This window comes from Collimonas sp. GW821-FHT07E08 (genome assembly GCF_059418905.1).
Map to the genome: position 1 here is coordinate 251893 of NZ_JBWKQR010000005.1, position 26634 is coordinate 278526.

Genomic DNA, 26634 nt, shown 5'->3' on the forward strand with positions numbered 1-26634 from the left:
TCAGGCGCGCCGCTTATGCGTAAAATGCTGGATGTTGTTTAAATGCGCCTGGAACAAGTGGCAGAAACATAACTGAAACCCGGCGCCGCTCCCTCACCTTTTTACAGACCCACACCATGCAAGCAGGAATGTTCTATGCGATCGCCTCCTACATCCTGTGGGGCTTGTTTCCGATTTACTTCAAGGCGCTGGAAGCCGAGATTCCGCCGGTCGACATCGTCATGCACCGGATGCTGTGGTCGTTCCTGTTCCTGGCGATCGTGCTGACCGTGCGCAAGCAGTGGGCCTGGGTCGGCCCGGTGCTGCGCCAGCCGCGCGTCATCGGCGGCTTCGTCGCCAGCGCGCTGCTGCTGACCGCCAACTGGACCACCTACATCTGGGCCGTCAACAACAACCACATCGTCGAAGCCAGCCTCGGCTATTTCATCAACCCGATGGTCAGCGTGGCGCTCGGTTTCATCTTCCTGCGCGAACGGCCGCGCCTGCTGCAGTGGCTGGCGATCGCCCTGGCCGCCGCCGCCGTGCTGTGGCTGACCTGGCAGGCCGGCCATCCGCCATGGATCGCGCTGACCCTGGCCGTGACGTTCGGCAGCTACGGCCTGCTGCGCAAGACCGCCAGCCTCGGCGCGCTGCCCGGCCTGGCGCTGGAGACGGCGCTGGCGCTGCCTCTGGCGCTGGCCTACCTGGCGTATACTACGGTGCAGGACCACAATACCTTCGCCAGCGCCTCGGCATCGACCAAGTGGCTGCTGGTCGCCGCCGGCCCGATCACCTCGATCCCGCTGCTGATGTTCGCCGCCGGCGCCCGCCGCATCCCGCTGTCGCTGGTCGGCGTGCTGCAATACATCACGCCGTCGCTGCAGCTGCTGCTGGGCGTGTGGCTGTATAACGAGGAACTGGACGGCGCCAGGCTGACAGGGTTCATCGTCATCTGGGTGGCTTTGGCCCTGTATTCGGTCGAAGGCCTGTGGCGGACATTTGCAGCGCGCCCCGCCGCTTCGACTTAAGCATCCACATCGGTTATTCTTGGCAGTCCAGGTAGCTCTTTACTGCTTGTCTATTCACTTAATCATCATTGCTCCCCATGGCCCAATACGTCTACACAATGAACAAGGTCGGCAAGATCGTGCCGCCCAAACGTCAAATCCTGAAAGATATCTCGCTGTCGTTTTTCCCCGGCGCCAAGATCGGCGTGCTCGGCCTGAACGGTTCCGGCAAGTCGACCCTGCTGAAAATCATGGCCGGCATCGACAAGGATATCCAGGGCGAAGCGGTGCCCATGCCGGGCTTGAACATCGGCTACCTGCCGCAGGAACCGCAGCTCGACCCGGAACAGACCGTACGCCAGGCCGTCGAAGGCGGGCTGGGCGAAGCGTTTGAAGCGCAAGCCAAGCTGGATGCGGTGTACGCCGCCTATGCCGAAGAAGGCGCCGATTTCGACGCGCTGGCGGCGGAACAGGCGCGGCTGGAAGATATCCTGGCCACCGCCGGCGACGGCAACCTCGACCTGCAGCTGGAAATGGCCGCCGACGCCTTGCGCCTGCCGCCCTGGGACGCCAAGATCGGCGTCCTGTCCGGCGGTGAAAAGCGCCGCGTGGCGCTGTGCCGCCTGCTGCTGTCGAAACCCGACATGCTGCTGCTGGACGAACCGACCAACCATCTGGACGCCGAATCGGTGGACTGGCTGGAGCAGTTCCTGCAGCGCTTCCCCGGCACCGTGGTCGGCATCACCCATGACCGCTACTTCCTCGACAACGCCGCCGAATGGATCCTGGAGCTGGACCGCGGCCACGGCATCCCGTGGAAGGGCAACTACAGTTCGTGGCTGGAGCAGAAGGGCAACCGCCTGAAGCAGGAAGAAGCGACCGAATCGTCGCGCCAGAAAACCATCGCCAAGGAACTGGAATGGGTCCGGCAAAACCCGAAAGGCCGCCAGGCCAAGAGCAAGGCCCGCCTGGCGCGCTTCAATGAACTGAGCGAACACGAATACCAGAAGCGCAACGAGACCCAGGAAATCTTCATCCCGGTAGCCGAGCGCCTGGGCAATGAAGTGATCGAATTCAAGAACGTGTCGAAATCGTTCGGCGACCGCATGCTGATCGACAATCTCAGCTTCCGTATCCCGGCTGGCGCCATCGTCGGCATCATCGGCCCCAACGGCGCCGGTAAGTCGACCCTGTTCAAGATGATCACCGGCAAGGAACAGCCGGACAGCGGCGAAGTGGTGATCGGCACTACCGCCCGGGTATCGATCGTCGACCAGTCGCGCGATTCCCTGTCGGACCAGAAGACCGTATTTGAAGACGTCTCGGGCGGCGCCGACATCCTCACCGTCGGCCGTTTTGAAATGCCTTCGCGCGCTTACCTGGGCCGCTTCAACTTCAAGGGCGGCGACCAGCAAAAGATCGTCGGCAACCTGTCCGGCGGCGAACGCGGCCGCCTGCACCTGGCCAAGACCCTGCTGCAAGGCGGCAACGTGCTGCTGCTGGATGAACCGTCCAACGACCTCGACGTCGAAACCTTGCGCGCGCTGGAAGACGCCTTGCTGGAATTCGCCGGCAGCGTGATGGTGATCAGCCATGACCGCTGGTTCCTGGACCGCATCGCCACCCACATCCTGGCCTTCGAAGGCGAGTCGCAGGTATCGTTCTTCGACGGCAATTACCAGGAATACGAAGCCGACAAGCGCAAGCGCCTGGGCGAAGAAGGCGCCAAGCCTAAGCGGATCCGCTACAAGCCGGTGACGCGCTGATTGACTTGATGTGGCGGGACAGAAGGCGCACTGCGCTTTCTGTTTTTCTGACGTGGATGGCTTAAGCCATTTCCTCGACCATTTTTTTGATCTTTACCGCTTTTTCAAAATGGTCCAGCTGATGTGTCATGATCCACCATTCGGCAGCTTCCATGAGTAACGCTGGATTATCATTCTTGTTCGCGAAGAATGCATAAAACGACAATCCTACATCCAAGCCCTTGTCATTGATTTTCTTGTTGCATATATCAATTATTTTCTCTTTTAAGCTTGCCCTCATCGGATTTCCTTCTTTACCCAACCGCAGTTAAATATGCAGCCAGGCCAGCGTGCCCAGCACCACGCTGAGCGCTCCGGCGCCGTACGCCATCTTTTTCAGCCACTCCTTGCGCGTCAGCAAAGTAATCGCCGCCAGTGAAATCGCAATCTGGATCGCCGTCATCGCCTGCGCCCAGCGGTGATGCTGGTGCAGCGCCAGCTCCGATTTTTCATCCCACTCGCTGGCCTCGGCTTCGAGCGCTTCCGCTTTTTTCTGCACGACTTCTTTTTCGCTCTTGTAGCGCGCTGCTTCAGCGCTGTAGTGCGCGGCGTCGACGCCCGGAATATGGGTCGCCAGCTCAGCCAGGTTCTGGCGGCTGGACTTGGCCTGGTAGTAATTCCACTGGTTGGCCGCTTCGGTTTTCTTGATGGCGGCGTTGTTCTTGTTCATCGCCGCCGCACTCTCGGTGGAACCGGCCTGGTAGCTGAACAAGGCGCCGACGGTCGCCATGATTGCCGTCATCACCGCGATCTTGCCGGCGAAATTGTCGCCGCTGCCGTGGGCGTGCTCGGTGACGTGCTCGATATGGTGTTCATGCGGACTGGGAACTTCGAATTCTTCGGACATGGCTGTGGTCTCGGCAAACAGGTTAAACGGCAATTGTAAATGCAATGATCGTGGCCGGAGCCGAAATCAGCGGACCACCATCGATATGGCGCCCAGGCCGAGGCCCCGCATGTCCTTGTTTTCCATCACCTGCAACGGCGAAACCGTTTCCGCCACGGTGAACAAGAGCAGCAGCCTGCCATGGTTTTTCTCAAGCAGCCCCGCCGGAATCCGCAGGCTTTGCTTGCCGCGGTTGATTTTTGTAGTGTAATGCAGCTCGCCCAGGGCCTGGCCGTTGGCGGAAACCTGGATGGTCTGCTGCGGGTGTTTGGCCATGACGTAGGCTTGGCCGAGCACTTCCAGCGTCAGGTCGGCGGCAATCGCTTGCCCTGGCACGCCAGGTACGTTCAGCCACACCGCTGCCGCATTGCTGTTGGTCCAGGTGCCCCAGGTTTCCGCTGCCGACCAGCCGCCGGTGAGATAGGGGCCGGCATTGCCGCCGGTACGGAAATCGATGGCCGTACCGAGCGTGTAGTCAGCCGGCGGCGCTGGCGCCGCCGCGGCATAGGCCGGATTCGAACGCTGGCACTCGCTGCAGTGTTTCCAGCCTGGCGCCAGTATCCGGTAGCCGTCAAGTTCGGCAACCAGGTCATCCGGGCCGGCGGTGATTTTCGCCTGCTCCCAGAGCGAGAGAGAAAGCGCATCGCCGAGGAACACATACAAGGTTTGCGGATCGTAGCGGCCGGTAAATACGGCCTCGGTAGCCTTGCGCTGCTCTGTCACCAGCCGGCTCTGGTCGATCCGGGCGAAATAGCCGTGGTTGATGGTCAGGCGCTGCTCCGAAGCAAACAGGGCGATCGGAAAATAATCCGGTGAATACACCGCCGGCATGGTGATTGCGATCCGGCGATAGCCTGGCGGAAGCTGTTTCCAGAAAGCGGACTGCAGAGGGGAAGTCCATCGGTATTCGCGCATGCTTTTGCGGATATTCAACGCGGCGTCATTGCTGTCGGCCAGCTGCAGCACCAGCAGCGCGCCCAGCAGGTATGGCAGCCAGCGTTTGTCGACCAGCTTGAAGGCGGCGTAAAACACGCCAGCGTAGATCATGTAAAACACCGGCCAGAACATGCGTCCCGACGCCCTGAATATGCCCAGGATCTTTTGCAGGAAAGCCGGCAGCGGGTATACCAGCACATCATGGTTGGCCCAGCCGATATAAGAACTCAGCGCCTGCAAGGTCAACCCCGAGGCGACGATGAGCAACGGCAGCAATGTCGCCCAGCGCCAGGCCGGCGCCGGACGCTGGGCGGCATTGCTGCACACCGACCGCGACACCGATAAAACGACCACAACGGCCAGCAAGGCCAGCATCCCCACTCCCAGGAAACTGAAGCCGTCGAACTCGCCGCCGCCGCGAGGCTGGTCCGGCAACACTGTCGACCACCAGGCGATGGGGTCGATCAGCCCCAGCAAGCTCATGCGGTAATAACTCAAGCCGACCGGCTGGCTCAGGCCATCGCGCAGCATGAAGTAGCCGGTGCTCCACATGAGCAATCCCAGGCAAACGGCGGTCGACAGGCCAAGGCCTGCCAGCGTCCATGGCGAAACCTGCTTTTTCAGCCAGCGCTGCAGGAGGTCGGCGATCCAGATCGCCAGCACCATGGCCAGCAGGTAGGCGTGCGCCAGCGATGCCGCGCAGAGCAGGAGCAGCCAGCCGCGCCAGCGAAATCTTTCGCCGAAATACAGGTACAGGCCGGCCAGGATAAGCCAGTGCGCCGACAAGGATTCCGCTTCGAGGTAAATGCGCCACCACAATGGCGGTGCGATGACGAAAAACGCAGTCGCCAGAAACAGCGTCAGGCGCTCGGCGGAAAACAGGGACAGCAGCTTGTAGGCAAACACCGCTTGCAGCACGACGGTCAGGGCAAGCCAGATGCCGATATATTGGAACGGTTGCGGCAGGAGCGCCGCGAAGGGCTTGAAAAGGAATGCGAACAACGGCGTCGAATCCGTAAACACGATCGAACTGCCGAGCAGTTCGCCGTAGGCCAGGTTGGCGCCAAGGGGAAATTGCAGCATCGGCGTGTTGCGGAAGAAATTCCAGCCGAGGAAATGCTGGCCGAAATCGCCGCGCATCAGCCACTCGGTGGAAGTCGGCCAGACGATGGCGCCGCCGGTATAGAACACAAAAGCGGCAAGGCCGATCAGCGCCGCAAGCAGTACGGGAGGAAATTTTCTAGTCATCATGTCGGGAACGATGGGAGACGTCCTTGTCGCGCGGACGTTTCGATCCGAAGGTCCAAAGCGTATTGGCGGAATAAGTCAGCACCAGCACCGCCGCTGAAGAGAATATCTGCGCCAGCAGGTAATTGAGCGCCAGCTGCACGGTCAGCAGGTGCATCAGGCCGGTATTCAGGGCGATGCCGGCGGCGGCGATCAGGCCGAAGCGGCTGGCTGTCTGCAGATGGCCGGCCTGGCTCTTGAAGGTGATCCAGTAATTGAGTCCGTAGTTGACGATCGCGCCGGCCAGGGCACCCGCCGCCGAAGCCGGCACCGGCCCCGACAGGCCGCCCTGCACCAGCAGGATCAGGACGGCGTACTGGCATGCCGTGCCCACGCCGCCGGCGGCGGCATAGATCAGGAACCGCCTGAAGCGATGCATAACCATCCTGCTGCTAGTCTTCGGTTTTCTGGTAGCGGCGGCGAATCAGGTAAATCGGGCGGCCTTTTGATTCCAGGTAGGTCCTGCCCATATATTCACCGAGGACGCCGATGCCGATCAGCTGGATCCCGCCGAGGAACAGCACCACCGTCAGGATGGATGCATAACCCGGCATGTCGATGCCGTGGATCAGCGTCTTGAAAATGATCACCAGGCCGTAGATAAAGGCAAACAGTGAAATCGCCGAACCGAAATAAGTCCACCAGCGCAAAGGCACGGTACTGAAACTGGTGATGCCTTCCAGCGCAAAATTCCACAGGCGCCAGCCGGAAAATTTCGACTCTCCCGCGCTGCGCGCTTCGCGCGCGTATTCCACCGTGACGGTCTTGAAGCCGACCCAGGCAAACAGCCCTTTCATGAAGCGCCGGTTTTCCGGCAGCTGCTTGAGCGCATCCAGCACTTGCCGGTCGACCAGGCGGAAATCGCCCACGTTCTCCGGCAGCTTGATGTCCGAGACCGCATTGTACAAACGGTAAAACATGCCGGCAGTCTTGCGCTTCATGTAGGAATCGCTATCGCGGTTGGCGCGTTTGGCCAGCACCACTTCGTAGCCGTTGCGCCATTGTTCGACCAGCAGCGGAATCACCTCGGGCGGATCCTGCAGGTCGGCATCGATGGGAATCACGGCGTCGCCCAATGCTTCGTTCAAGCCCGCGGTCAGGGCCGCTTCCTTGCCGAAATTGCGCGACAGGTCGATCACCCTTACCCGGCGGTCGCGGCCGGCGATGGCGATCAGCTGCGCCAGGGTGTCGTCGGCGCTGCCGTCGTTGATGCAGACGATCTCGTAATCGAGCGTGTCGAGAGCGGCCAGTATGGGCGTTATCCGCTGGAAGAAACAGGCAACGGCAGCGCTCTCGTTGTAAAAGGGGACCACCAGCGATAGCAGTGGCTTGTGTGGCGCTTGATCTGGGGAGTTAACGTGCATTGCCTGGTCTGGGATTATCACTTGTACGTCTGCTCATATTAGCATCATTCTGCCCGGAAACAGCGCAAAACCCTTGCTGCAAGCGCTGTTGCAGGCGAGTGGCGCGGTAAACGCAAAAGCCGGCCAAATCGTCGATGCGATTCAACCGGCTTTTGCCTGCCTGCGCCTGCAGCCGGGGCGGCCAGCGCCGTCCCGGCTTGCAACACGACAATCAGTAAGTGTAGAACATGCGCTGGATTTCTTTGGTGTTGCTGGTCTTGGTCAGCGCCAGCATCAGCAGGATGCGTGCTTTTTGCGCATTCAGCGTGTCAGCCACCACAAAATCGAGTTCATCATCGTTGGCTTCGCCGTTGCGCGCCACGATGCCCTGGCCGACGCGGCTGGCGCGGACAATGATCACACCCTTCTTGCGTGCTTCAACCAGCGGCGTTTTCATTTGCGCGGCAATGCTGCCGTCGCCGACGCCGGCCTGGATGATGCCCTTGGCGCCGGAGGCGACCTGGGCGTCGAGCGCGGCGCGGGTCATGTTGGCGTAGCCGTAGATGATGTCAACTTGCGGCAGCACGTCCAGCTTGCTGACGTCGAACTCGGTGTCGACCGTGTTCTTGCGGGTCGATTGCCGGTAGAAATACGCCTTGTTGCCTTGGATATAACCCAGCATGCCGAGTTCGGTCGACTTGAACGTGTCGGTGGTCGAAGTGTTGGTCTTGCTCACTTCGCGCGCGGAGTTGATCTGGTCGTTGAGCGAAACCAGCACGCCCTTGCCGATCGCATCCTTGCTGCCGGCCAGCAGCACGGCGTTGTACAGGTTGATCGGGCCGTCGGCGGAAATCGCGGTCGATGGACGCATGGCGCCCACCACCACTACCGGCTTGCGGCTCTTGACGGTCAGGTCGAGGAAATAAGCGGTTTCTTCGATCGTGTCAGTGCCGTGGGTGATGACGATGCCGTCCACGTCCGGTTGCGCCAGCAAGGCGTTGACGCGCTTGGCCAGTTTCAGCCAGTGGTCGTTGGTCATGCTTTCGCTGGCGATCTGGAATACCTGTTCGCCTTTGACATTGGCGACTTTCTTCAGCTCGGGAACCGCTGCGATCAGTTTTTCGACGCCGACGGTGGCCGAGGTATAGCCGACCGTGGTGGTGCTGTCCGCGCCGGTGCCGGCAATGGTGCCGCCGGTGGCCAGGATCATCACGTTAGGCAGTTTGGCCTGGCTGTCCTGCGCGTGCGCCACGGAAGTGGACAGCAACAAGGCGCCGAACATCATCAATGCGTAGGAATTGAGAGTACGCAGTGTAAGTTTGCGGGTAGACATAAATCTCCTGATCTGTTGATTGTTGTGGACCGCCGGCTGAGCCGGAAGGCGGTCACGCGGCATTTCAGCGTTCTGCAACGCGCTGCCGCGCCGCGGAACTGTAGCTAAAGTCGGCAAAGCGATCTAATGCCATTTATGCATAGGATTATGCATAATTATTATATGCAATCACTTCAATAAGAAAAGGCTTAACCGGATCGATTTCCTGCCAAAAAATCAACTAGCAATCAACTAGCAAGAAGCACGCCCGTCACGCGGCAAGCTTGGCTTCCGCTTCACGCGTGATATGCAGTTCACGCATCGGGAACGGGATCGTGCAGTTCACCGCCGCCAGCGCGGCCTGGACTTTTTGGGCGATCGACCAGCGCACATCCCAGTATTGGGAAGTCGTGGTCCAGGCGCGCAGATTGAGCATGACCGCGCTGTCGGCGTGGTCGGTGACCACCACGAACGGCGCCGGCGCCGCCAGGATGCGTTCGTCCGCCAGCAGCAGTTCCTTCAGGGCCTGGATCGCGACCGCCGGATTGTCCTTGTAGCTGATGCCGACCGGCATGTCGATGCGGCGCGTGTTGTTGCGGCTGAAGTTGGTCAGCGCGCTGTTCCACAGCTGGTTGTTCGGCGCGAACAGGCAGATGCCGTCGGCCTTGGTCAGCTTGGTGGCAAACAGGCCGATTTCATCGACGGTGCCTTCGATGCTGCCGTTGGAGATGTATTCGCCGACCTGGAACGGCCGCAGCAACAGCAGCATCATGCCGGCCGCGATGTTTTGCAAAGTCCCCTGCAAGGCCAGGCCGATCGCCAAGCTGGCGGCGCCCAGGACGGCGACGATGCTGGCCGTCTGCACGCCGAACTGGCCGAGCACGGCAACCAGCGTGACCAGGCGCACCAGCCACAGCAGCACGCTGCGCAGCACCGGACGCAGGGTCGCGTCCAGGCTGGCGCGCAGCATGACCCGGTCGAGCGCATTGGCGAAACGCGACGACAGCCACCAGCCGACTGCCAGCGTGAAGATTGCCAGCACCGCATTGAGGCCGTAGTGCAAGGACGATTCGAGCAGGAAATTCCAGATCGAAGAGAGTTGGTTGACGGCTAATATGTTCAAGGGCAGCTCCTATTGCTTGTATGAAATAGCGCAGGCCAGTGGGCTGTTGCAGCCCACTAGATCCGCGTATCGAGCCCTGTATGTTACCAGTTGCTCCCGGCACAACCCGCGAATCCCAGCCAGACCGCGCCGGGTTTGCTACCATATGGCTGATTCGCCAACCCGCGCAGCAGCAGCCCTCACCTTCTTTAGCGACACAATGAGCAAATTCTGGAGTCCCATCGTCAGCCGCCTGACGCCTTACACCCCCGGCGAACAACCGAAGCTGAGCAAGCTGGTCAAGCTCAACACCAATGAAAACCCGTATGGCCCGTCGCCGCTGGCGCTGGAAGCCATGCGCGCCGAACTGGGCGACAACCTGCGGCTGTATCCGAACCCGGACGCCGAGCCGCTCAAGCTGGCGCTGGCCGAGCAGAACGCCGCGCACGGCATCACGCCGGCCCATGTATTCGTCGGCAACGGTTCCGACGAAGTGCTGGCGCATGCCTTCCAGGCCTTGCTGCAGCATGAACAGGCGATCCTGTTCCCGGACATCAGCTACAGTTTTTATCCGACCTATTGTGGCTTGTACCAGATCGCCCATCGGATGGTGCCGCTAGCCGAGGACTTTACGTTGCGGGTCGACGATTATCTGAACACGCCCGCCGGCGGTATCATTTTCCCGAATCCGAACGCCCCTACCGGCTGCCTGCTGCCGCTGGCCGAAGTGGAAAGGCTGGTCGCCGGCCAGCCCGACTGCGTGGTGATCGTGGATGAAGCCTATGTCGATTTCGGCGGCGACAGCGCTATCCCGCTGGTGGCGCGCTATCCCAACCTGCTGGTGGTCCAGACCTTGTCCAAGTCGCGTTCGCTGGCCGGCTTGCGGGTCGGCTTTGCAATCGGCCACCCGGACCTGATCACGGCGCTGGAACGGGTCAAGAACAGTTTCAACTCCTATCCGCTGGACCGCATGGCGATCGTCGGCGCCACGGCGGCGATCAAGGACCAGGCGCATTTCGACAAAACCCGGCAGGCCGTCATCGCCAGCCGCGAGCAGCTGGTCGGCGGCCTGGCCGCGCTCGGCTTCGACGTGCTGCCGTCGGCCGCCAACTTCGTGTTCGCCCGCCATCCGCGCCACGACGGCGCCAAGCTTGCCGCCCGCCTGCGCGCCGACGGCATCATCGTGCGTCATTTCGGCAGCGCCCGCATCGCGCAGTTCCTGCGCATCACCGTGGGCACGGATGAAGCCTGCCAGGCGTTGCTGGACGCCTTGCAGGCGCACCTGAAAGACATGCCGGCCGATTTCTGATCCTCGCCATGGGTGGCGGTACGCCGCCATCCATCGCCATTTCGCTGTTATTTCGCTGTTTCCACCGGCTTCCAACTCTTCCGCAATGTCCATCCCAATAGCGCCGCCCGCCGTCGACACCCGCATGCGCCAGGCCGCCTTGCCGCTGCTGTTCCTGTTGCTGGGCGTGATCTACGCCAGCTGGGTGTCGCGCATCCCGGCGCTGCGCGACAACCTGCAGCTCGATCCCGCCAGCCTCAGCCTGTTCCTGCTGGGCGGCGGCATCGGCGCAGTCGGCTCTTTTCCGCTGGCGGCCTGGCTGGTAGGCCATTACGGCGCGCGCCGCGCCTGCTGGTACGCCGGCCTGGCGCTGCTGGCGGCCATCCCTTGCCTGGCGCTGGCGCCGTCGCTGCCATTGCTGATGCTGGCGATGCTGTGCCTGGGCGTCTGTTCCAGCTGCTTCAATGTGGCGATCAATGCGCTCGGCGCCGAAGCGGAAAGGCTTGCCGGACGCTCGATCATGTCGCAGCTGCATGCCTGGTTTTGCGTCGGCACGCTGTCCGGCGCCCTGCTCGGCAGCGCCATCGCCGGCATGGAAATCGGGCCCCTGCTGCACTTCGGCCTGGTCGCCCTGTGTGTGCTGGTTCCTCTGCGCCTGTGCTATCGCGCCTTGCCGAATGACCGGCCGCAGTTCATCGCCGGCAAAAAACACTTCGCCCTGCCGCACGGCCCGCTGATTGCGCTCGGCGTGGTCGCCTTCGGCGGCGCGATCGTCGAAGGTTCGGTGGCCGACTGGAGCGGGGTCTACATGAAAGACCGCCTGTCTGCCAGCGACGGCGTGGCGCCGCTGGCGTTTGCCTGCTTCGCCGCCATGATGCTGCTGACGCGCATGGTCGGCGACAAGCTGAAGGAATCGTTCGGCGCCCGCCGCGTGGTCGCCGGCGGCGCCTTGACCGCGGGCCTCGGCATGCTGGTCGCCCTGCTCGCCAGCCAGGCGCCGCTCGCCATCGCCGGTTTTGCCCTGACCGGCGCCGGCGTTGCCACCATCTTCCCTTTCATCTTCAGCGCCGCCGGCCGCCACGGCCCGACCGCGCTGGCCGGCGTCACCACCATGGGCTATACCGGCGGCCTGATCGGGCCGCCGATCATCGGCTTCCTGGCGCATGGCTTCGGCCTGCCCGCGGCCTTGTCGCTGGTAGGCGTGCTCTGCATTGCGGTGGCGCTGGCGGCCGGCCGCGCCAGATGGCTCGAATGATGTCGTTACGCTAAAATATCCGCTCGCGTTTGTACGCCAACCTACTGCATGGAGTCCACATGACGCTTGCCTCGTTTCCCCGTTCCCTGGTCCGCTGCCTGGCGCTTGGCGCCGCTGCCGGCCTTGCCCTGGCGGCCTGCGCCAGCACCCAGTCCACGGCCGCCAGCGATGCAGCGCTGGCAGCGTCGCGCTGGGAACTGACCAACTGGACCGGGCATGCCGTGCCGCACGGCGACAACGGCGAGCCGGTGATCCTGAATTTCAGCCAGGAAAACGGCAAGGGACGCGTCAGCGGCCGCGCCGGCTGCAACCAGTTCTCAGCGCCCTACTCGGTGCGCGGCCCAGGCCAGCTGACGATCGTCGAGGCAGTCACCACCCGCATGGCTTGCCCTGAACCGGCGATGCAGTTCGAGGCCGATTTCCTCGACAAGCTGCAGGCAGTCAATCAATACGCGATAACCGGCCAGCAGATGGAAATGAAAACCCTGGATGGCCAGGTCATGCGTTTCCATGCGCGCGAAAAACCGGGCGCCGCGGCCAAGATCAAGTTCGTTTACGTCGCATCGCAGAAGGTCCCTTGCAGCGCCGGCGTCATGCGCACCACCTGCCTGCAGATCCGCGAACGCAAGGAAGACCCTTGGCAGCTCTGGTACGGCAATATCCAGGGCTTCAATTTTGAACCCGGCATCGCTTACCGCCTGCGCGTCCTGGAAGAACAGGTCGCCAATCCGCCGGCCGACGCCAGCTCCGTCAAATGGACCCTCGACATGGTGGTCGAACAGGAAGTGGTCAAGAAATAATGACGCAGCCTGTCAACCACGACCACGGCCTGCCGCAGCTGTTGCTGCTGCCCGGCTTCATGCTGGACCAGACCCTGTGGGACGATATGCGCGACGGCCTGGCGCAGCTGGGCCGGCTGCATTTCGGCGATCTCGGCCAGGATGATTCGATCAGCGCCATGGCGGCGCGCGTCTTGCAAAATGCGCCGCCGCGTTTCGTGCTGGTCGGTTTTTCGATGGGCGGCTACGTGGCGCAGGCCATCATGCAGCAGGCGCCGCAACGGGTGATCGCGCTGGCCTTGCTGAATACTTCGGCGCGCCAGCAGGATCCGCGTGAAATCGCCGGCAACCGGATGCAGCTGGAACTGGCCAGGCAAGTGCCGTTCAAGGGCTTGACCAGCCGCGCGCTGGCGTCGTCGCTGCACCCGGAGCGGGCGCATGACCGGGTATTGCTGGACCGCCTGCAGGCGATGGCCCTGCGCAACGGCAAGGAAGTCTTCATCCGCCAGTTGTCGGCGCTGCGCAGCGATGGTTACGCCGAACTGGAGAACATCCGCTGCCCGACGCTGGTTGTCGCCAGCAGCAACGACCAGCTCAGCAGCATCGCCGAAGCAGAGCTGATGGCGGCCCGGATTCCCGCCGCCAGCATGGTAGTGATCGAGGACTGCGGCCATATGACGCCGCTGGAGAAACCCGGGGAATTGCTGCAGATCCTGTCCGGCTGGCTATCGCAGTCAGTCAATCGCTGATATCCCGCTACAGGACCGGTCAGATCATGCTGTCGCCATAAGTTGCCATGACACAATATTGGATTTTAAAAAAGATGATCTTTCGATAATATAAATGTCCTAATATAGTAAAAAGACCACTTTTTGATGGTAGGGTATCAACCTTGTTTTTTTAATAACCAAGGAGACCGTCATGAAGTTGGCCCACACTCTCATTTTTGCCGCATGCCTCGGCGTTCCTGCCACGGCAGCCCATGCGCAGCAGCAATTCGTCAATGTTTTGACCGGCGGTTCCAGCGGTGTCTATTACCCGCTCGGCGTCGCCATGTCGCAGCTATATGGCAAAGCCCTGCCCGAGGCCAAAATCCAGGTGCAAGCCACCAAGGCATCGGTGGAAAATCTGAATTTGCTCGAACGCGGCCGCGGTGAAATCGGCTTTGCCTTGGCCGACAGCGTCAACGATGCCTGGACCGGCGTGGCCGAAGCCGGCTTTCCCAAGCCATTGAAGAAAATCCGCGCGATTGGCGCAATTTATCCCAACTACATCCACATCGTTGCCCGCGCCGACAGCGGCATCCGCACCTTGGCCGACTTGAAAGGCAAACGCATTTCCGTCGGAGCGCCGAAATCGGGCACCGAACTCAATGCCCGCGCGGTGTTCGCCGCTGCCGGCCTGAAATACGCAGATTTTGCAAAGACTGAATTCCTGCCGTATTCCGAATCGGTCGAGCTGATGAAGAATCGCCAACTGGACGCCACGCTGCAATCATCCGGCCTGGGCATGGCTGCTTTCCGCGACCTGTCGACCACAATTCCCGTGGTCTTCATCCCCGTGCCGGCAGATGTCGTCGCCAAGATCGGCAATCCGGCCTACCAGGCATCCAGCCTGCCGGCAAAAACCTACACCGGCCAGGATGCGGCCGTGCCAACCGTGGCGATCAACAATATTCTGGTAACGCATGACAAGGTGACGGCAGCTACGGCGTATGAAATGACCAGGCAGCTTTACGACAATATCGATCAGTTGGGCAATGCGCATAACGCAGCGAAAGCAATCGCCTTGGCCAATGCAGCGAGCGGCTTGCCGATTCCTTTTCATCCTGGCGCGGAACGCTATTTCCGTGAAAAAGGCTTGATCGATTAAAACAATTCGCGGCTGCACGACAAAGCCGCAAGCCAAGGCTGCCAGAGCGGAGCCTGCCGGGCGCATGCGATCTGCTTTTCCCTTACGCCCGGCGCGAAAACAATTCAGGAGTCTCGCATGGAACAATCCCCGTCACGCCTATTCTGGCTGCTGTTTTACGGCGCTTTGGCGTTTTCCGCATTTCAGCTTGTCACGGCAGCGTTCAGCCCCGTTTCCACAACCGTGGTGCGCGCACTGCATGTCGGCTTTTTATTTCTGCTGATTTACTGCCAATACGATTTGCGCGGCGTGAAACAGGAACGCCCCGGCTGGCTGGGCATCGCGCTTGGCCTGTGCGGCCTGGGCCTGGCGTTTTACCACTGGATATACGAAGGCGAGTTGATTTTGCGGGCCGGCGAGCTCAATCAATGGGACTGGATCATCGGCATCGCCACGCTGATACTGGTATTCGATGCTTCGCGCCGCATGATGGGCTGGGCATTGCCGGGCATCTGCCTGGCATTTCTAGCCTATGCCTTGTTTGGCGAATATCTGCCCGGCAGCTTCCAGCATCGCGGCTACAGCCTGGAACAAGTGATTTCGCAGCTGGCCTTTGGTACAGAAGGTTTGTATGGCACGCCGACCTATGTGTCGTCAGGCTATATCTTCTTGTTCATTTTATTCGGCGCTTTCCTGGAACAGGCAGGCATGCTGAAATTGTTCAACGATCTGGCGCTTGGCCTGGTCGGCAGCTCGCGCGGCGGGCCGGGAAAAGTGTCGGTGATTTCCTCCGGCTTGATGGGCACCATCAACGGCTCCGGCGTTGCAAACGTGGTCAGCACCGGCCAGTTCACGATTCCGCTGATGAAACGCTTCGGCTATCGCAGCGAGTTTGCCGGCGCAGTGGAAGCCACCAGTTCGATGGGCGGGCAGATCATGCCGCCAGTCATGGGAGCGGTGGCTTTCATCATGGCGGAAACGATCAATGTCCCCTACCTGGATATCACCAAGGCAGCCCTGATCCCTGCCTTGCTGTATTTCTTCACTGTATTCTGGATGGTGCACCTGGAAGCCGGCCGCGCAGGCTTGAAGGGACTGGCAAAAGATGATTGCCCCAATCCCCTGGCCGCATTGCGCGCACGCTGGTATTTATTGCTGCCGCTTGCAGTCTTGGTCGCGCTCCTGTTCTCAGGCTTCACGCCGCTGTTTTCCGGCATGGTGGGCCTGGCTTTGACAGTGGTGCTGATCCTCGGCAGCGGCCTGGCGTCGCGGATCAGCGCAACGCTGTGGCGCGTGATGTTCTGGCTCGCTTTGGGCGTGGCTTGCGCGACGTTCAACCAATACGGGGTTACAGCGATTTTTGCCGTGGTGACCGTGCTGGCCGTGCTGATTTTCCTGGGACGCGACCGCGGCGTCCTCAAAACCGCGGTAGATGCCTTGTATCACGGCGCTTTGCATGCTTTGCCTGTCGGCATCGCTTGCGCCCTGGTCGGCGTGATCATCGGCGTCATTTCCCTGACCGGCGTCGCCACCACGGTTGCCGGCCACATCATCGACCTCGGCGAGCATAGCTTGATGCTGTCGCTGCTGCTGACGATGCTGACATGCCTGGTGCTGGGCATGGGGATCCCCACCATTCCCAACTACATCATCACCAGCTCCATTGCCGCACCTGCATTGCTGGATTTGGGTGTGCCTTTGATCGTGTCCCACATGTTTGTCTTTTACTTCGGCATCATGGCGGACCTGACGCCGCCGGTCGCGCTCGCCGCTTTTGCCGCATCGCCCATCGCACGCGCTTCCGGCATGGCGATCGGCATGAAGGCGTTGCAAATTGCGATTGCCGGGTTCCTCGTGCCTTTCATGGCCGTATACGACCCGGCGTTGATGCTGCAAGGCGATCCGACCTGGGGCGCGATTGCTTACATCAGCGTCAAGGCCTTGCTGGCAGTGACTTTATGGGGCATGGGAACGATTGGTTTTTGGCGCGGCCGCCTGGCCTGGTGGGAACGCATCGCAATGATTGCCGCCGCCTGCGTGCTGGTGGTGAAGCTGCCGTTTAGCGATGAATCGGGTTTTGCCGTCGCCCTGGTTTTATTGGTGCAGCATTGGTGGCGTTGGCGCAATGCTGCCGCTGTCCCCATGCCTGCGCAAAGCCGGTCATGAATCATGCTCTGCCTGGCCAGCGGCAGCGCTAAAGCCGTGCTCGCCATTGCCGGCTTTACGCTGGCTTGGCAGCACTCGGTGGAAAAAATCCGCTGGGAAGAGAGTTATCGCGTGGAAGCCGGCACACTGGTGTTAGACGAAGCCCGTGTGCAAGGCAGCGGTGCAGGCATGGAGCCGCCGCTTGCGAGCATATTGAAAGACGGGTTCTGGCGCTGGCAACCCCGGCAAGCCATGCCGGAATTGCTGCTGACGCGCTCAGAATTCACGCCTGACTATCAATTCTGCATCCAGGACCGCTGCCAGCCGTTGGCTGGGATCGTGCCGCCGGCGGCGGCAGTTACGAGATTATGGGCCTGCGATAAAAACATGCAGGCGAACTGATTACAGCGCCAAGCGCTGGCGCGCAGCCTGGTATTCGGTCTGCAAACGATCCACCATCTGCGCCACGCTGGGCACATCGTCCATCAGGCCCACGCCCTGGCCGGCGCCCCAGATATCGCGCCAGGCTTTGGCGCCGGTGCCGCCCGAGCCGAAATTCATCTTCGATTTATCCGCTTCCGGCAGGTTGTCAGGATCGAGGCCGGCGTTGACGATCGACTTTTTCAGGTAGTTGCCGTGGACGCCGGTGAACAGGTTGGTGTACACCACGTCGGCTGCTGTCGATTCCACGATCGCCTGGCGATAGGCGTCGTCGACATGGGCTTCCTTGGTCGCCAGCCAGCGCGAGCCGATATAGGCGAAATCGGCGCCCATCGCCTGCGCTGCCAGTATTGCATCGCCGGTAGCGATGGCGCCCGACAAGGCGATCGGTCCCTTGAAGAATTTACGCACTTCGCCCACCAGCGCAAACGGCGACAACGGCCCGGCATGGCCGCCGGCGCCGGCCGCCACCAGGATCAGGCCGTCGACGCCGGCTTCCAGCGCCTTTTGCGCATGGCGGATCGAAATCACGTCATGCAGCACGATGCCGCCGTAGCCGTGGATCGCATCCATCATTTCCGGCGGCGGCGCGCGCAGGCTGGAGATGATGATCGGCACCCGGTGCTTGACGCAGACGGCGACGTCATGCGCCAGGCGGTCGTTCGATTGATGGACGATCTGGTTGACCGCGATCGGCCCCACTTTTGCATTCGGATGCTCAGCCTGGTAGGCCGCCAGTTCAGCCTGCAGGTCGGTCAGCCAGGTATCGAGCAGCTCCGCCGGCCGGGCGTTCAGCGCCGGGAACGAGCCGACGATGCCCGCCTTGCACTGCGCGGCCACCAGGGCCGGGCCGCTGGCGATGAACATCGGTGAGCCGATGACGGGTAAGCTCAGGTTTTGCAACGCAACTGGCAGTGCCATGACGACCTCGGGTAGTAGATATCAAGAGTTTTGATTATAGGGAGAAAACGCGGGGAAAAAGTACGATCGTGCTAGATTTTGTCCTCTAAAACCCAGGCCCGGCCTGCCCTCCCGGTTACCGCTGCAAAACGGTCAATGTCGATTGCACAAAAAACCGTCGCGTATTTCAGCCGCGCCGGCGCGCACCAGCTGCGCCACGGTCCAGGCGCCCAGGTCGGCTGCACTGAGCTGCAGGTAACGCCGGTTGGCGGCCGCCACCAGCGGCAAGCCCGCCAGCATCGGCTGGATGTCGGCCAATTTGATCTGCTGCCGCTCCAGCAGCAGGAATTTCAGCAAGACCTTGATGGCGTTCTGCGCATTGCGCTGCGGATCGGCGGCCAGGTAGTCCAGGCGCGAAAACGCCGTATCGAGGGCGGCGGCAACGCCGCTGAACGGGCCGCCATGGCCGGGAATCACCAGCTTCACATCCAGGGTGGCGATCAATTCCAGCGTCGCCCGCTCTTCGGCAAAACCCGACTCACCATCCAGTTCCGGAAAGATCACGCCGAAACCGTTTTCCCACAAGGCGTCGGCGGAAATCAGGATGCCATGCTCCTGGCAATAAAAAATCAGCGAATGCGGATCATGCCCGGCTGCCGCCAGCACCTGCCATTGCAAATCGCCCAGCGTCAGCAGGTCGCCCGCTTGCAGGGTGGCGTCGAAACCGAAACGCGCGCATTGCTGGCCGGTGCCGCTGTAGCTCAGCGCATCCTGGTCCCAGCTGCGCACCTGCTCGGCTTGCGCGGCCGGAATCGCGGTGTGGCAGCCGTAGGCCTGTTGCAAGGCGGCATTGCCGCCGCAATGGTCGGAATGCAGATGGGTGTTCAGCAACCGGTCCAGCGGCCGCCCCTGCAAGCCGTGCGCCACCAGCGCCACGGTTTGCGCTGCATGGCTCAGGTAACCGCTGTCGACCAGCGCCGTCTGTTCGTATCCCAGGAACAGGATATTGTTGGAGGACAGCCAGCCGCGCTCCAGCACGCGCATGGTCGGCGGCAATTGTAGCGCCGTCATGCCGCCGCCCGCCGCTGGCTGATCTGCAGCCAGATGTCGCGTTTCTGTTCGTCGCTGGCGCAACTCCACGCGGCAATTTCATCCAGGGTGCGCAGGCAGCCGTCGCACAGGCCGCTGGCTGCGTTCATCACGCACACGTTGATGCAGGGCGATGCATTGTAATCCGGGCTGAGTTCGCTGCCGGCCGGCTTGATTTGCTTGTTTTCCACGCTGTCTCGAAATATCCTGATGGTTGTCCGTTGCTTATTCCTATAATACGCGACACCACAGCTCTCCATGGCGACCACCTGCATGCTCAATATTCTACTGGCTGAAGACGAAAGCGCGATTGCCGATACGGTGATCTATGCCCTCAGCAGCGAAGGCTTCCAGGTGCAGCACTGCCTGCTCGGCAGCGCCGCCCTGCAACAGGCGCGCAGCGGCCGCTTCGACCTGGCGGTGCTGGACGTCGGCCTGCCCGACATGAGCGGCTTCGACGTCTGCCGCGAGCTGCGCAAGTTTTCTTCGCTGCCGGTGATTTTCCTGACCGCGCGCGGCAGCGAAATCGACCGCCTGATCGGCCTCGAAATCGGCGCCGACGATTACATGGTCAAGCCATTCTCGCCGCGCGAACTGGCGGCCCGCATCCGGGTCGTGCTGCGCCGCCTGAATCCCGCGCCGGCCGCGGATGCAAACGCATCGCCGCCAGCCGTGCTGGGCGAATTCGAGCTTGACCAGGCCGGCATGCGCATCCGCTACGCCGGCCACGCCTTGCAGCTGACGCGCTATGAATACCTGCTGCTGAACATGCTGCTGAGCCGGCCGGGCGGCATCTTTACCCGCCAGCAGCTGATGGACTCGATCTGGCGCGATGCCCCCGACAGCACCGACCGCACCGTCGACACCCACGTCAAGACCTTGCGCATCAAACTGAAAGCCGTGGCGCCGGCCGCAGATCCTATCCACACCCATCGCGGCCTCGGTTATTCGATAGAACTGGCGCCGAACGGCAAGCAGGCCAGCACGTGAAACTCGGCATCCGCATCCTGCTCGGCTATTTCCTGATCGTCGGGCTGGCCGGCGTTTTCATCCAGCGCGTGTTCCTGGCCGAAGTCAAGCCGGCGGTGCGGCAGGCGATGGAAGACACGCTGGTCGACACTGCCAACATCCTGGCCGAGCTGGCCGCCGACGACATGAAACAGAACCGCATCGCCGACGGCAACTTCGCCAGCCGGGTGCGCGAATACGCCCATCGCGACATCAACGCCAAGATCTGGAGCTTCCGCAAAACCACGCTGGATTACCGCATCTACGTCACCGACCTGAAAGGGATCGTGCAGTTCGATTCGACCGGACGCGCCCTCGGCCAGGACTACTCGCGCCGCAACGACGTCTACCTGACCCTGCGCGGCAATTACGGCGTGCGCTCCACGCGCGATGTCGACAACGACGACAGCAGCACCGTCATGCACGTGGCCGCGCCCATCATCGACCAGGGCAAGATGATCGGCGTGCTCACCGTCGCCAAGCCGAACAACACCTTGCAGCCGGCGATCTCGCAAAGCGAACGGACCATCCTGCGCTGGGGCGCCCTGCTGCTGGTGCTGTCGCTGGCGGTGGGATTGGCGGTCACCTTGTGGATCAGCCGCTCGCTGGGCGCCTTGCAGCGCTACGCCCGCGCCGTCACTGCCGGCGAACGGGCGCAGCCGCCGGCCAGGGGCGCCAGCGAAATCGTCGAACTGGGACGGGCGCTGGAGTCGATGCGGCAAAGGCTGGAAGGCAAGCAATACGTCGAACACTATATCCACAGCCTGACGCATGAAATGAAAAGCCCGCTGGCGGCGATCCGCGGCGCGGCGGAACTGCTGGATGAAGACCTGCCCGCTGCTGAACAGCGGCGCTTTGCCCACAACATCCGCGGCCAGTCGCAACGGCTGTCGGAGCTGATCGAAAAGATGCTGGCATTGGCAGCGATCGAACACCGGCAGGCGCTGGAAAACATCGTCGCCGTCAATCTCGGGCAATTGCTGGCAGATGTCATTGCGCTGCTGGAGCCGCGCCTGCAGCAGGCCAAAGTGACGGTGCAGGTCGCCAATGCAGCCGGACTTCCGCAAATCCGCGGCGAACTATTCCTGCTGCGCCAGGCTCTGCTCAATCTGCTTGAGAACGCCATCGATTTTTCACCGCCAGGCAGCGTCATCACCGTACAAGCCGACACCGGCGTTGCCGGCATGGTCACGCTGGCCGTAATGGACAGCGGTCCCGGCATCCCGGACTATGCGCTAGAGCGCGTATTCGAACGTTTTTATTCTCTGCCACGCCCCGCCAGCAATGAAAAAAGCACCGGCCTCGGGCTCTGCTTCGTGCAGCAGGTGGCGCAGCTGCATCACGGCCGGATCACCTTGTGCAACCGCGCTACGGGCGGTGCCGAGGCGCGGCTGACGTTGCCGCTCCAGGCAGCCTAGACCAACTTCACGCTCGCTTCACAATACCCTCCGATTGACGCCGCACAGCCGCCGTCATCGATTCACACGCTCTGCTTACACTCGGATTTACCGTGACACCCTGTCACTTTGCCCAGACCGAGAGAGACCATGAACCGACCCCTGACATTCAAACTGCTGGCCATTGCTTTCCTGACCTTGCTGATCCTGATCCCGCTCGGCCTGATCCACGATACCGTGCAGGACCGGCTGCGCTATCGCCAGGAAGCGGTGGCGTCAATTGCCGCCAGCTATGCCGGCAACCAGACGGTCACCGGACCGGTCCTGGTGGTGCCATACAAAATCAAGATCGACGAACTGACCGGCCAGGATGGCAATGGGAAAAAAACCTATAGCAGTCGTATCGAGGATCGGGAATATCTGTTTTTCCCGAAAGATCTGCAGATGCAAGGCAAGCTGCTGCCGACCGAACGCTATCGCGGCTTGCACAAGGTGCTTGTGTACGAATTGCAAGGCCATTTCGGCGGCCGCATCGACTACCAGTTGCCGTCCGCCGAACAGCTGGTTTCCGACAAGATAACCCTGTTGCAGCCCTACCTGGCAATCGGCATCAGCGATGTGCGCGGGCTGATCGGTTCGCCGTCAATAAAAATGGGAACGCAGCAGCTGGCGCTGGAACAGGGGGCCGGCAGCTTCGGCAAGGGCATGCATGCGGCTTTGTCGCCAACCAGCCTTGCCGGGAGCGACGGCCTGGATTTTTCACTCGACCTGACCCTGGCCGGCACCGAAAGCCTGGCGGTCACGCCAATTGGCGATAACAACCGCATCGAACTGACATCCAGCTGGCCGCATCCACAATTCGGCGGCAGCTTTTTGCCACGTGCCCGCAATATCTCTGAAAAGGGATTTCATGCTATCTGGGAAGTCTCATCGCTAGCCTCCAACGCACAACGTGAGCTGCGTACCGGCCGCGACGGCAAAACCGCGATAGAAAGCCTGCAGATCCAGCTGGCCGAACCGGTGAACATCTATTCCCAGGCGGATCGGGCGACCAAATACGGGCTGCTGTTCGTGCTGCTGACCTTTGTCGGTTTCTACATTTTTGAAACGATAAAGCAACTGCCGATCCATCCGATCCAGTACCTGCTGGTCGGCTTGGGACTGGCGATATTCTTCCTGCTGCTGGTCAGCCTGTCCGAGCACATTGCCTTTTGGATCGCTTACCTGGTCGCCAGCGCCGCCTGTATCGGCCTGCTGGGATTTTATCTGGCCCAGGTCCTGCGCAGCTTCCGCCGCGGCCTCGGTTTCGGCGCCATGCTGACGCTGCTATACGGCACGCTGTATGGCCTGCTGATCTCGGAAGACAATGCGCTGTTGCTGGGCAGCCTGATGCTGTTCGCAATCCTGGCGATCATCATGATCGTGACGCGCAAGATCGACTGGTATCAGACATCCGCGCTGAAAATCGCGCAAGGCAGCTAAGTACGCCCGGGCCTGTCCGATCAGGCCCGCAACGCCACATCCGCCACCGGCGCCGCAGTCATCGTCACCAGCTGCTGCGGCGTCAGGTTGAACACCGCGTGCGGATGCCCCGCCGCCGCCCAGACGCTATTCAATTCCAGCAAGTCCTGATCGATCAGCATCACCGTCTTGCCGACATGGCCGATAGGACAGACGCCGCCGATGGCGTAGCCGATACGCTCCTTGACGAAACGCGCATCGGCCTTTCCCAGCGGGCCGACCAGCGCCGCCACCTTGGCTTCATCGACGCGGTTGCTGCCGCTGGCCACCACCATCACGGCAGCGTCGTCGGTCAAACGGCGGAACACGATCGACTTGGCGATTTCGGCGACGCTGCAGCCCAATCCCGCGGCGGCCTCGGCTGAAGTCTTGCCGGTTTCCGGCAGCATCACGACTTGCTTGTCATGTCCGATTGCCGCCAGCAGGTCGGCTACGCGTTGCGCGCTGTCGGGAAGTGTAGTCATTCGCTTTTCATTTCATTGAAAATTTTCAGGCTGATAAATCGCCGCCGCGGCCAGCTTATTTGGATTTGGCGGTGTCGAAATATTGCGCGTGCAGCTTGTCGTAGGTGCCGTCAGCCTTGATTGCGGCCAGGCCCTGGTTGATTTTCGCCAGCAACGCTGCGTCGCCCTTTTTCACCGCGATGCCGAAAAACTCTTTCGGGAAATTATCATCCATCACCATGCGGATACCCTTTACCTGGTTGTTGGCCAGGTAATGCACCACCGCGCCCTTGTCGGCGATGACGGCGCTGACGCCGCCGGTTTCAAGTTCTTTCAAGGCCAGCGGGCTCGATTCAAAACGCTTGATATTGGCATTGTTGTCGCCCGACAGCTTCTGCATCATTTCGTCGCCGGTCGAACCTTGCAGGACGCCGACCGTCAGCGGCTTGAGATCGGTGATCTTCTGGATTTTCGAATCGAGCGGCACGACGATGACCTGGCCCGCTTCAAAATACGGATCTGAAAAATCGACCGTCAGCTTGCGCTTCTCGGTAATCGTCAGGCCGGACATGATGATGTCGCGGTCGCCCTGCGCCAGCGCGGTGAAAATGCCGTCGAACGGTGTATTGACGAACTTGACCTTCATGCCTTCTTTTGCCGCCAGCGCCTTCATGACGTCGATATCGAAACCGACCAGCTCCTTGTTTTCGTTCTCGTATTCGAAAGGCGCGTAAGTAGCGCCGGTGCCGACCACATATTCCCTCACCGCCGCGCCGGCCGCCGGCTTGTCTTCATGCTTGCCGCATGCGCTTAGTCCGCTCAGGGCCAGTACGGCGAGCATGAGGGAGGCTGTCTTGATTACGGTGCGTTTCATAAAATTTCCATTTCCTGTTGATGAGTCGACGATATTTTTTAAGCAATGCGCTTGGCAGCGATGGCGTTGCCGGCGCGGCTGACCGCCTTGCGGCCCAGGTGCGCCGAAATGAACTGGCCGGCGTCGACTACCGCATCGAGATCGATGCCGGTCTCGATGCCGAGTCCCTGCATCATGTACAGCACGTCTTCCGACGACACGTTGCCGGTCGCACCCTTGGCATACGGGCAGCCGCCCAGGCCGGCGACCGACGAGTGGTAAATCGAAATGCCGACTTCCAGGCCGGCGTAGATATTCGCCAGCGCCTGGCCGTAGGTATCGTGGAAATGGCCGGACAGGCGTTCGATCGGAAATTCCTGCACCAGCCTTTGCATCACCGCATGGACCTTGTTCGGGGTCGCGACGCCGATGGTGTCGGCAATATCTATCTCGTCGCAACCGAGGTCGCGCAGGCGATGCAGCACGTCGACCACCGAATCGATGCCGACTTCTCCCTGGTACGGACAGCCGAAAGCGCAACTGATGCTGCCGCGCAGGCGCTTGCCTTCCTGCTTGGCGACTTGCGCCACTTCGCGGAAGCGCTCTATCGATTCGGCGATGGAGCAATTGATGTTCTTTTGCGAGAACGCTTCCGAAGCCGCGCCGAAGATCACCATCTCGTCGGCGCCGGCCGCCAGTGCGGCTTCCAGGCCCTTCATGTTCGGCACCAGGGCCGAATAGATGACGCCTGGCTTGCGCTGGATGGCGGCCATCACTTCGCTCGATGTCGCCATTTGCGGCACCCATTTCGGCGAGACGAAGGACGCGGCTTCGATGTTGACGAAACCGGCCTTGGTGAGCCGGTCGACCAGCGCGATCTTGACGTCGGCCGGGATGGTTTCTTTTTCGTTCTGCAGGCCGTCGCGCGGGCCGACTTCAACGATCTTTACCTTGCTGGGGAATGTCATGTCATCACCTCTCAATAACCTTTGCTGCGGTCAACCACGCCGTTCACGCTTTTGCCCTGTTCCAGTGCATGGATCTTGTCGCGGACCTGCAGGATGGTGTCCTGGTGCAGCGACAATGCCGAGATATGCGGCGTGATGCTGATGCGCGGTTCTTGCCAGAACGGATGGTCCGGCGCCAGCGGCTCATGGTCGAACACATCCAGCGTTGCTGCCGCGACCTGCCCTTCCCGTACCGCCGCCAGCAGGTCGGCTTCGACCACGTGGCCGCCGCGGGCGACGTTGACCAGGTAAGCGCCGTCGTTGCCCTTTTGCAGTTTCTGCAGATTCTGGCGATTGACGATGCCGCGCGTTGATTCCGTCAGAGGCAAGATGCATACCAGCACCCGCGATGCACGCAGGAAAGCATCAAGGCCGTCATCGCCGGCGTAGCAAGAAATTCCCGGCAAATCTTTTGGACTGCGGCTCCAGCCGTTCAGCGGAAAACCGAAATGCGCCAGCGATTCTGCAATGCGCGAGCCGAGCACGCCCAGGCCGAGGATGCCGACGCTGAAATCGCGCTTGTCGGGAGCCGGCAGCTGCTTCCATTCGCCGCGTGCGGCTTGTTCCCGGTATCGGTCGAAGCGGCGGAAATAACCCAGGACTGCGTGCGTCACGTATTCGGCCATCTGGATCGCCATGCCGCCGTCGTCGATACGGATCAGCGGCACGCTGGCCGGGATGGCGTCGCCTAGCTGCAGGATGGCGTCCACGCCGGCGCCGAGGTTGAAGATGGCTTTCAGGTCGTCGCGGCCGCGCAGCATGGCTGCCGGCGGGCGCCAGACCAGGGCGTAGTCGGCCGGGGCGGCGTCGCCTTCCTTCCAGAAACGGATTTCGGCTTGCGGCAGGGCTGTGCTGAAGTCGGCCATCCAGCTTTCCAGGCCGCTGCCGGGGGGGACGTAGAACAGGAGTTTCACTATGTGGTCCTCAAACTATCTTGATGCTTGTGCAAAACGAATGCGACGGTTTGTGCTCCGCAGGCCGTTAATTGGGGTCAGAGTAA

General features: G+C 61.4%; 26 protein-coding genes. 12 read left to right on the forward strand and 14 right to left on the reverse strand.

Going from position 1 to position 26634, the window contains the following annotated elements:
- Window positions 1–116: 116 nt before the first annotated feature.
- A complete protein-coding gene (rarD, locus tag AC07RZ_RS08840; protein WP_144738198.1) occupies window positions 117–1007 on the forward strand; it encodes an EamA family transporter RarD in 891 nt (296 codons plus the stop codon).
- A gap of 77 nt (window positions 1008–1084) precedes the next feature.
- Window positions 1085–2752 carry an energy-dependent translational throttle protein EttA gene (ettA, locus tag AC07RZ_RS08845; protein WP_092395611.1) on the forward strand — a complete coding sequence of 556 codons (1668 nt, stop codon included), beginning with the start codon at window positions 1085–1087 and terminating at the stop codon, window positions 2750–2752.
- Between the two features lie 61 nt (window positions 2753–2813).
- Here ettA and AC07RZ_RS08850 read toward each other — a convergent pair whose 3' ends face one another.
- The 7 genes from AC07RZ_RS08850 to AC07RZ_RS08880 all read right to left on the reverse strand — a co-directional run bounded on the left by AC07RZ_RS08850 (window position 2814) and on the right by AC07RZ_RS08880 (window position 9678).
- Entirely contained in the window at window positions 2814–3032 is a 219-nt protein-coding gene (locus AC07RZ_RS08850; protein WP_092395613.1) for a DUF6500 family protein, read from the reverse strand.
- A gap of 27 nt (window positions 3033–3059) precedes the next feature.
- A complete protein-coding gene (locus tag AC07RZ_RS08855; protein WP_092395701.1) occupies window positions 3060–3638 on the reverse strand; it encodes a DUF4337 domain-containing protein in 579 nt (192 codons plus the stop codon).
- A 66-nt stretch (window positions 3639–3704) separates the two neighbouring features.
- Entirely contained in the window at window positions 3705–5864 is a 2160-nt protein-coding gene (locus AC07RZ_RS08860) for a DUF6311 domain-containing protein (protein WP_494667675.1), read from the reverse strand.
- Window positions 5854–6279 (reverse strand): GtrA family protein, encoded by a 426-nt coding sequence (locus AC07RZ_RS08865; protein ID WP_494667676.1) that lies wholly within the window; start codon window positions 6277–6279, stop codon window positions 5854–5856. Before AC07RZ_RS08865 ends, AC07RZ_RS08860 begins: the two co-directional genes overlap by 11 nt.
- Before the next feature lie 13 nt (window positions 6280–6292).
- A complete protein-coding gene (locus AC07RZ_RS08870) occupies window positions 6293–7264 on the reverse strand; it encodes a glycosyltransferase family 2 protein (protein ID WP_494667712.1) in 972 nt (323 codons plus the stop codon).
- A 211-nt stretch (window positions 7265–7475) separates the two neighbouring features.
- A complete protein-coding gene (locus AC07RZ_RS08875) occupies window positions 7476–8528 on the reverse strand; it encodes a type II asparaginase (RefSeq protein WP_144738392.1) in 1053 nt (350 codons plus the stop codon).
- Between the two features lie 298 nt (window positions 8529–8826).
- Window positions 8827–9678, reverse strand: a complete 852-nt coding sequence (locus AC07RZ_RS08880; protein ID WP_494667677.1) for a mechanosensitive ion channel family protein — start codon at window positions 9676–9678, stop codon at window positions 8827–8829.
- 199 nt (window positions 9679–9877) lie between these two features.
- On the opposite strand from AC07RZ_RS08880, the gene hisC reads away from it, so the two are divergent.
- From hisC to AC07RZ_RS08915, 7 genes are all read left to right on the forward strand, one after another.
- The gene (hisC, locus tag AC07RZ_RS08885) at window positions 9878–10966 is read left to right on the forward strand and encodes a histidinol-phosphate transaminase (RefSeq protein ID WP_494667678.1); all 1089 of its coding nucleotides are present in this window, start codon (window positions 9878–9880) and stop codon (window positions 10964–10966) included.
- Window positions 10967–11051: 85 nt separating this feature from the next.
- Entirely contained in the window at window positions 11052–12200 is a 1149-nt protein-coding gene (locus AC07RZ_RS08890; RefSeq protein ID WP_494667679.1) for an MFS transporter, read from the forward strand.
- Between the two features lie 59 nt (window positions 12201–12259).
- The gene (locus AC07RZ_RS08895; protein ID WP_494667680.1) at window positions 12260–13000 is read left to right on the forward strand and encodes a DUF4377 domain-containing protein; all 741 of its coding nucleotides are present in this window, start codon (window positions 12260–12262) and stop codon (window positions 12998–13000) included.
- Window positions 13000–13728 (forward strand): alpha/beta fold hydrolase, encoded by a 729-nt coding sequence (locus AC07RZ_RS08900; RefSeq protein WP_494667681.1) that lies wholly within the window; start codon window positions 13000–13002, stop codon window positions 13726–13728. The genes AC07RZ_RS08895 and AC07RZ_RS08900 overlap by 1 nt, the downstream gene beginning before the upstream one ends.
- Window positions 13729–13900: 172 nt before the next feature.
- The gene (locus AC07RZ_RS08905) at window positions 13901–14851 is read left to right on the forward strand and encodes a TAXI family TRAP transporter solute-binding subunit (RefSeq protein ID WP_494667682.1); all 951 of its coding nucleotides are present in this window, start codon (window positions 13901–13903) and stop codon (window positions 14849–14851) included.
- A gap of 117 nt (window positions 14852–14968) precedes the next feature.
- Window positions 14969–16996 carry a TRAP transporter permease gene (locus tag AC07RZ_RS08910; protein ID WP_494667683.1) on the forward strand — a complete coding sequence of 676 codons (2028 nt, stop codon included), beginning with the start codon at window positions 14969–14971 and terminating at the stop codon, window positions 16994–16996.
- A gap of 3 nt (window positions 16997–16999) precedes the next feature.
- Window positions 17000–17377, forward strand: a complete 378-nt coding sequence (locus AC07RZ_RS08915; RefSeq protein ID WP_494667684.1) for a DUF1850 domain-containing protein — start codon at window positions 17000–17002, stop codon at window positions 17375–17377.
- On the opposite strand, the gene AC07RZ_RS08920 is transcribed toward AC07RZ_RS08915, so the two are convergent.
- The 3 genes from AC07RZ_RS08920 to AC07RZ_RS08930 all read right to left on the reverse strand — a co-directional run bounded on the left by AC07RZ_RS08920 (window position 17378) and on the right by AC07RZ_RS08930 (window position 19596).
- Window positions 17378–18337 carry an NAD(P)H-dependent flavin oxidoreductase gene (locus tag AC07RZ_RS08920; protein ID WP_494667685.1) on the reverse strand — a complete coding sequence of 320 codons (960 nt, stop codon included), beginning with the start codon at window positions 18335–18337 and terminating at the stop codon, window positions 17378–17380.
- 132 nt (window positions 18338–18469) lie between these two features.
- Window positions 18470–19387 (reverse strand): MBL fold metallo-hydrolase, encoded by a 918-nt coding sequence (locus tag AC07RZ_RS08925; protein ID WP_494667686.1) that lies wholly within the window; start codon window positions 19385–19387, stop codon window positions 18470–18472.
- Window positions 19384–19596 carry a DUF1289 domain-containing protein gene (locus AC07RZ_RS08930; protein ID WP_494667687.1) on the reverse strand — a complete coding sequence of 71 codons (213 nt, stop codon included), beginning with the start codon at window positions 19594–19596 and terminating at the stop codon, window positions 19384–19386. The genes AC07RZ_RS08925 and AC07RZ_RS08930 overlap by 4 nt, the downstream gene beginning before the upstream one ends.
- 82 nt (window positions 19597–19678) lie before the next feature.
- Between AC07RZ_RS08930 and creB the strand changes: the two genes are divergently transcribed.
- The 3 genes from creB to creD all read left to right on the forward strand — a co-directional run bounded on the left by creB (window position 19679) and on the right by creD (window position 23292).
- Window positions 19679–20395 (forward strand): two-component system response regulator CreB, encoded by a 717-nt coding sequence (gene creB / locus AC07RZ_RS08935; RefSeq protein ID WP_494667688.1) that lies wholly within the window; start codon window positions 19679–19681, stop codon window positions 20393–20395.
- Window positions 20392–21831, forward strand: coding sequence for a two-component system sensor histidine kinase CreC (gene creC / locus AC07RZ_RS08940; RefSeq protein ID WP_494667689.1), 1440 nt, complete (start codon window positions 20392–20394; stop codon window positions 21829–21831). The genes creB and creC overlap by 4 nt, the downstream gene beginning before the upstream one ends.
- 129 nt (window positions 21832–21960) lie before the next feature.
- Complete coding sequence (gene creD / locus AC07RZ_RS08945; RefSeq protein WP_494667690.1) at window positions 21961–23292, forward strand: cell envelope integrity protein CreD; 1332 nt, start codon at window positions 21961–21963, stop codon at window positions 23290–23292.
- Window positions 23293–23312: 20 nt separating this feature from the next.
- On the opposite strand, the gene AC07RZ_RS08950 is transcribed toward creD, so the two are convergent.
- Genes AC07RZ_RS08950 through AC07RZ_RS08965 form a run of 4 tightly spaced genes read right to left on the reverse strand, consistent with a single transcriptional unit; the run spans window position 23313 to window position 26548 of the window.
- Entirely contained in the window at window positions 23313–23795 is a 483-nt protein-coding gene (locus AC07RZ_RS08950) for a YbaK/EbsC family protein (RefSeq protein WP_092395651.1), read from the reverse strand.
- A gap of 55 nt (window positions 23796–23850) precedes the next feature.
- Complete coding sequence (locus AC07RZ_RS08955) at window positions 23851–24648, reverse strand: basic amino acid ABC transporter substrate-binding protein (protein WP_144738183.1); 798 nt, start codon at window positions 24646–24648, stop codon at window positions 23851–23853.
- A gap of 38 nt (window positions 24649–24686) precedes the next feature.
- Window positions 24687–25595 (reverse strand): hydroxymethylglutaryl-CoA lyase, encoded by a 909-nt coding sequence (locus tag AC07RZ_RS08960; protein WP_494667691.1) that lies wholly within the window; start codon window positions 25593–25595, stop codon window positions 24687–24689.
- An 11-nt stretch (window positions 25596–25606) separates the two neighbouring features.
- Window positions 25607–26548: a 2-hydroxyacid dehydrogenase gene (locus tag AC07RZ_RS08965; RefSeq protein ID WP_494667692.1), complete on the reverse strand. Its 942-nt coding sequence runs from the start codon at window positions 26546–26548 to the stop codon at window positions 25607–25609.
- Window positions 26549–26634: the final 86 nt, after the last annotated feature.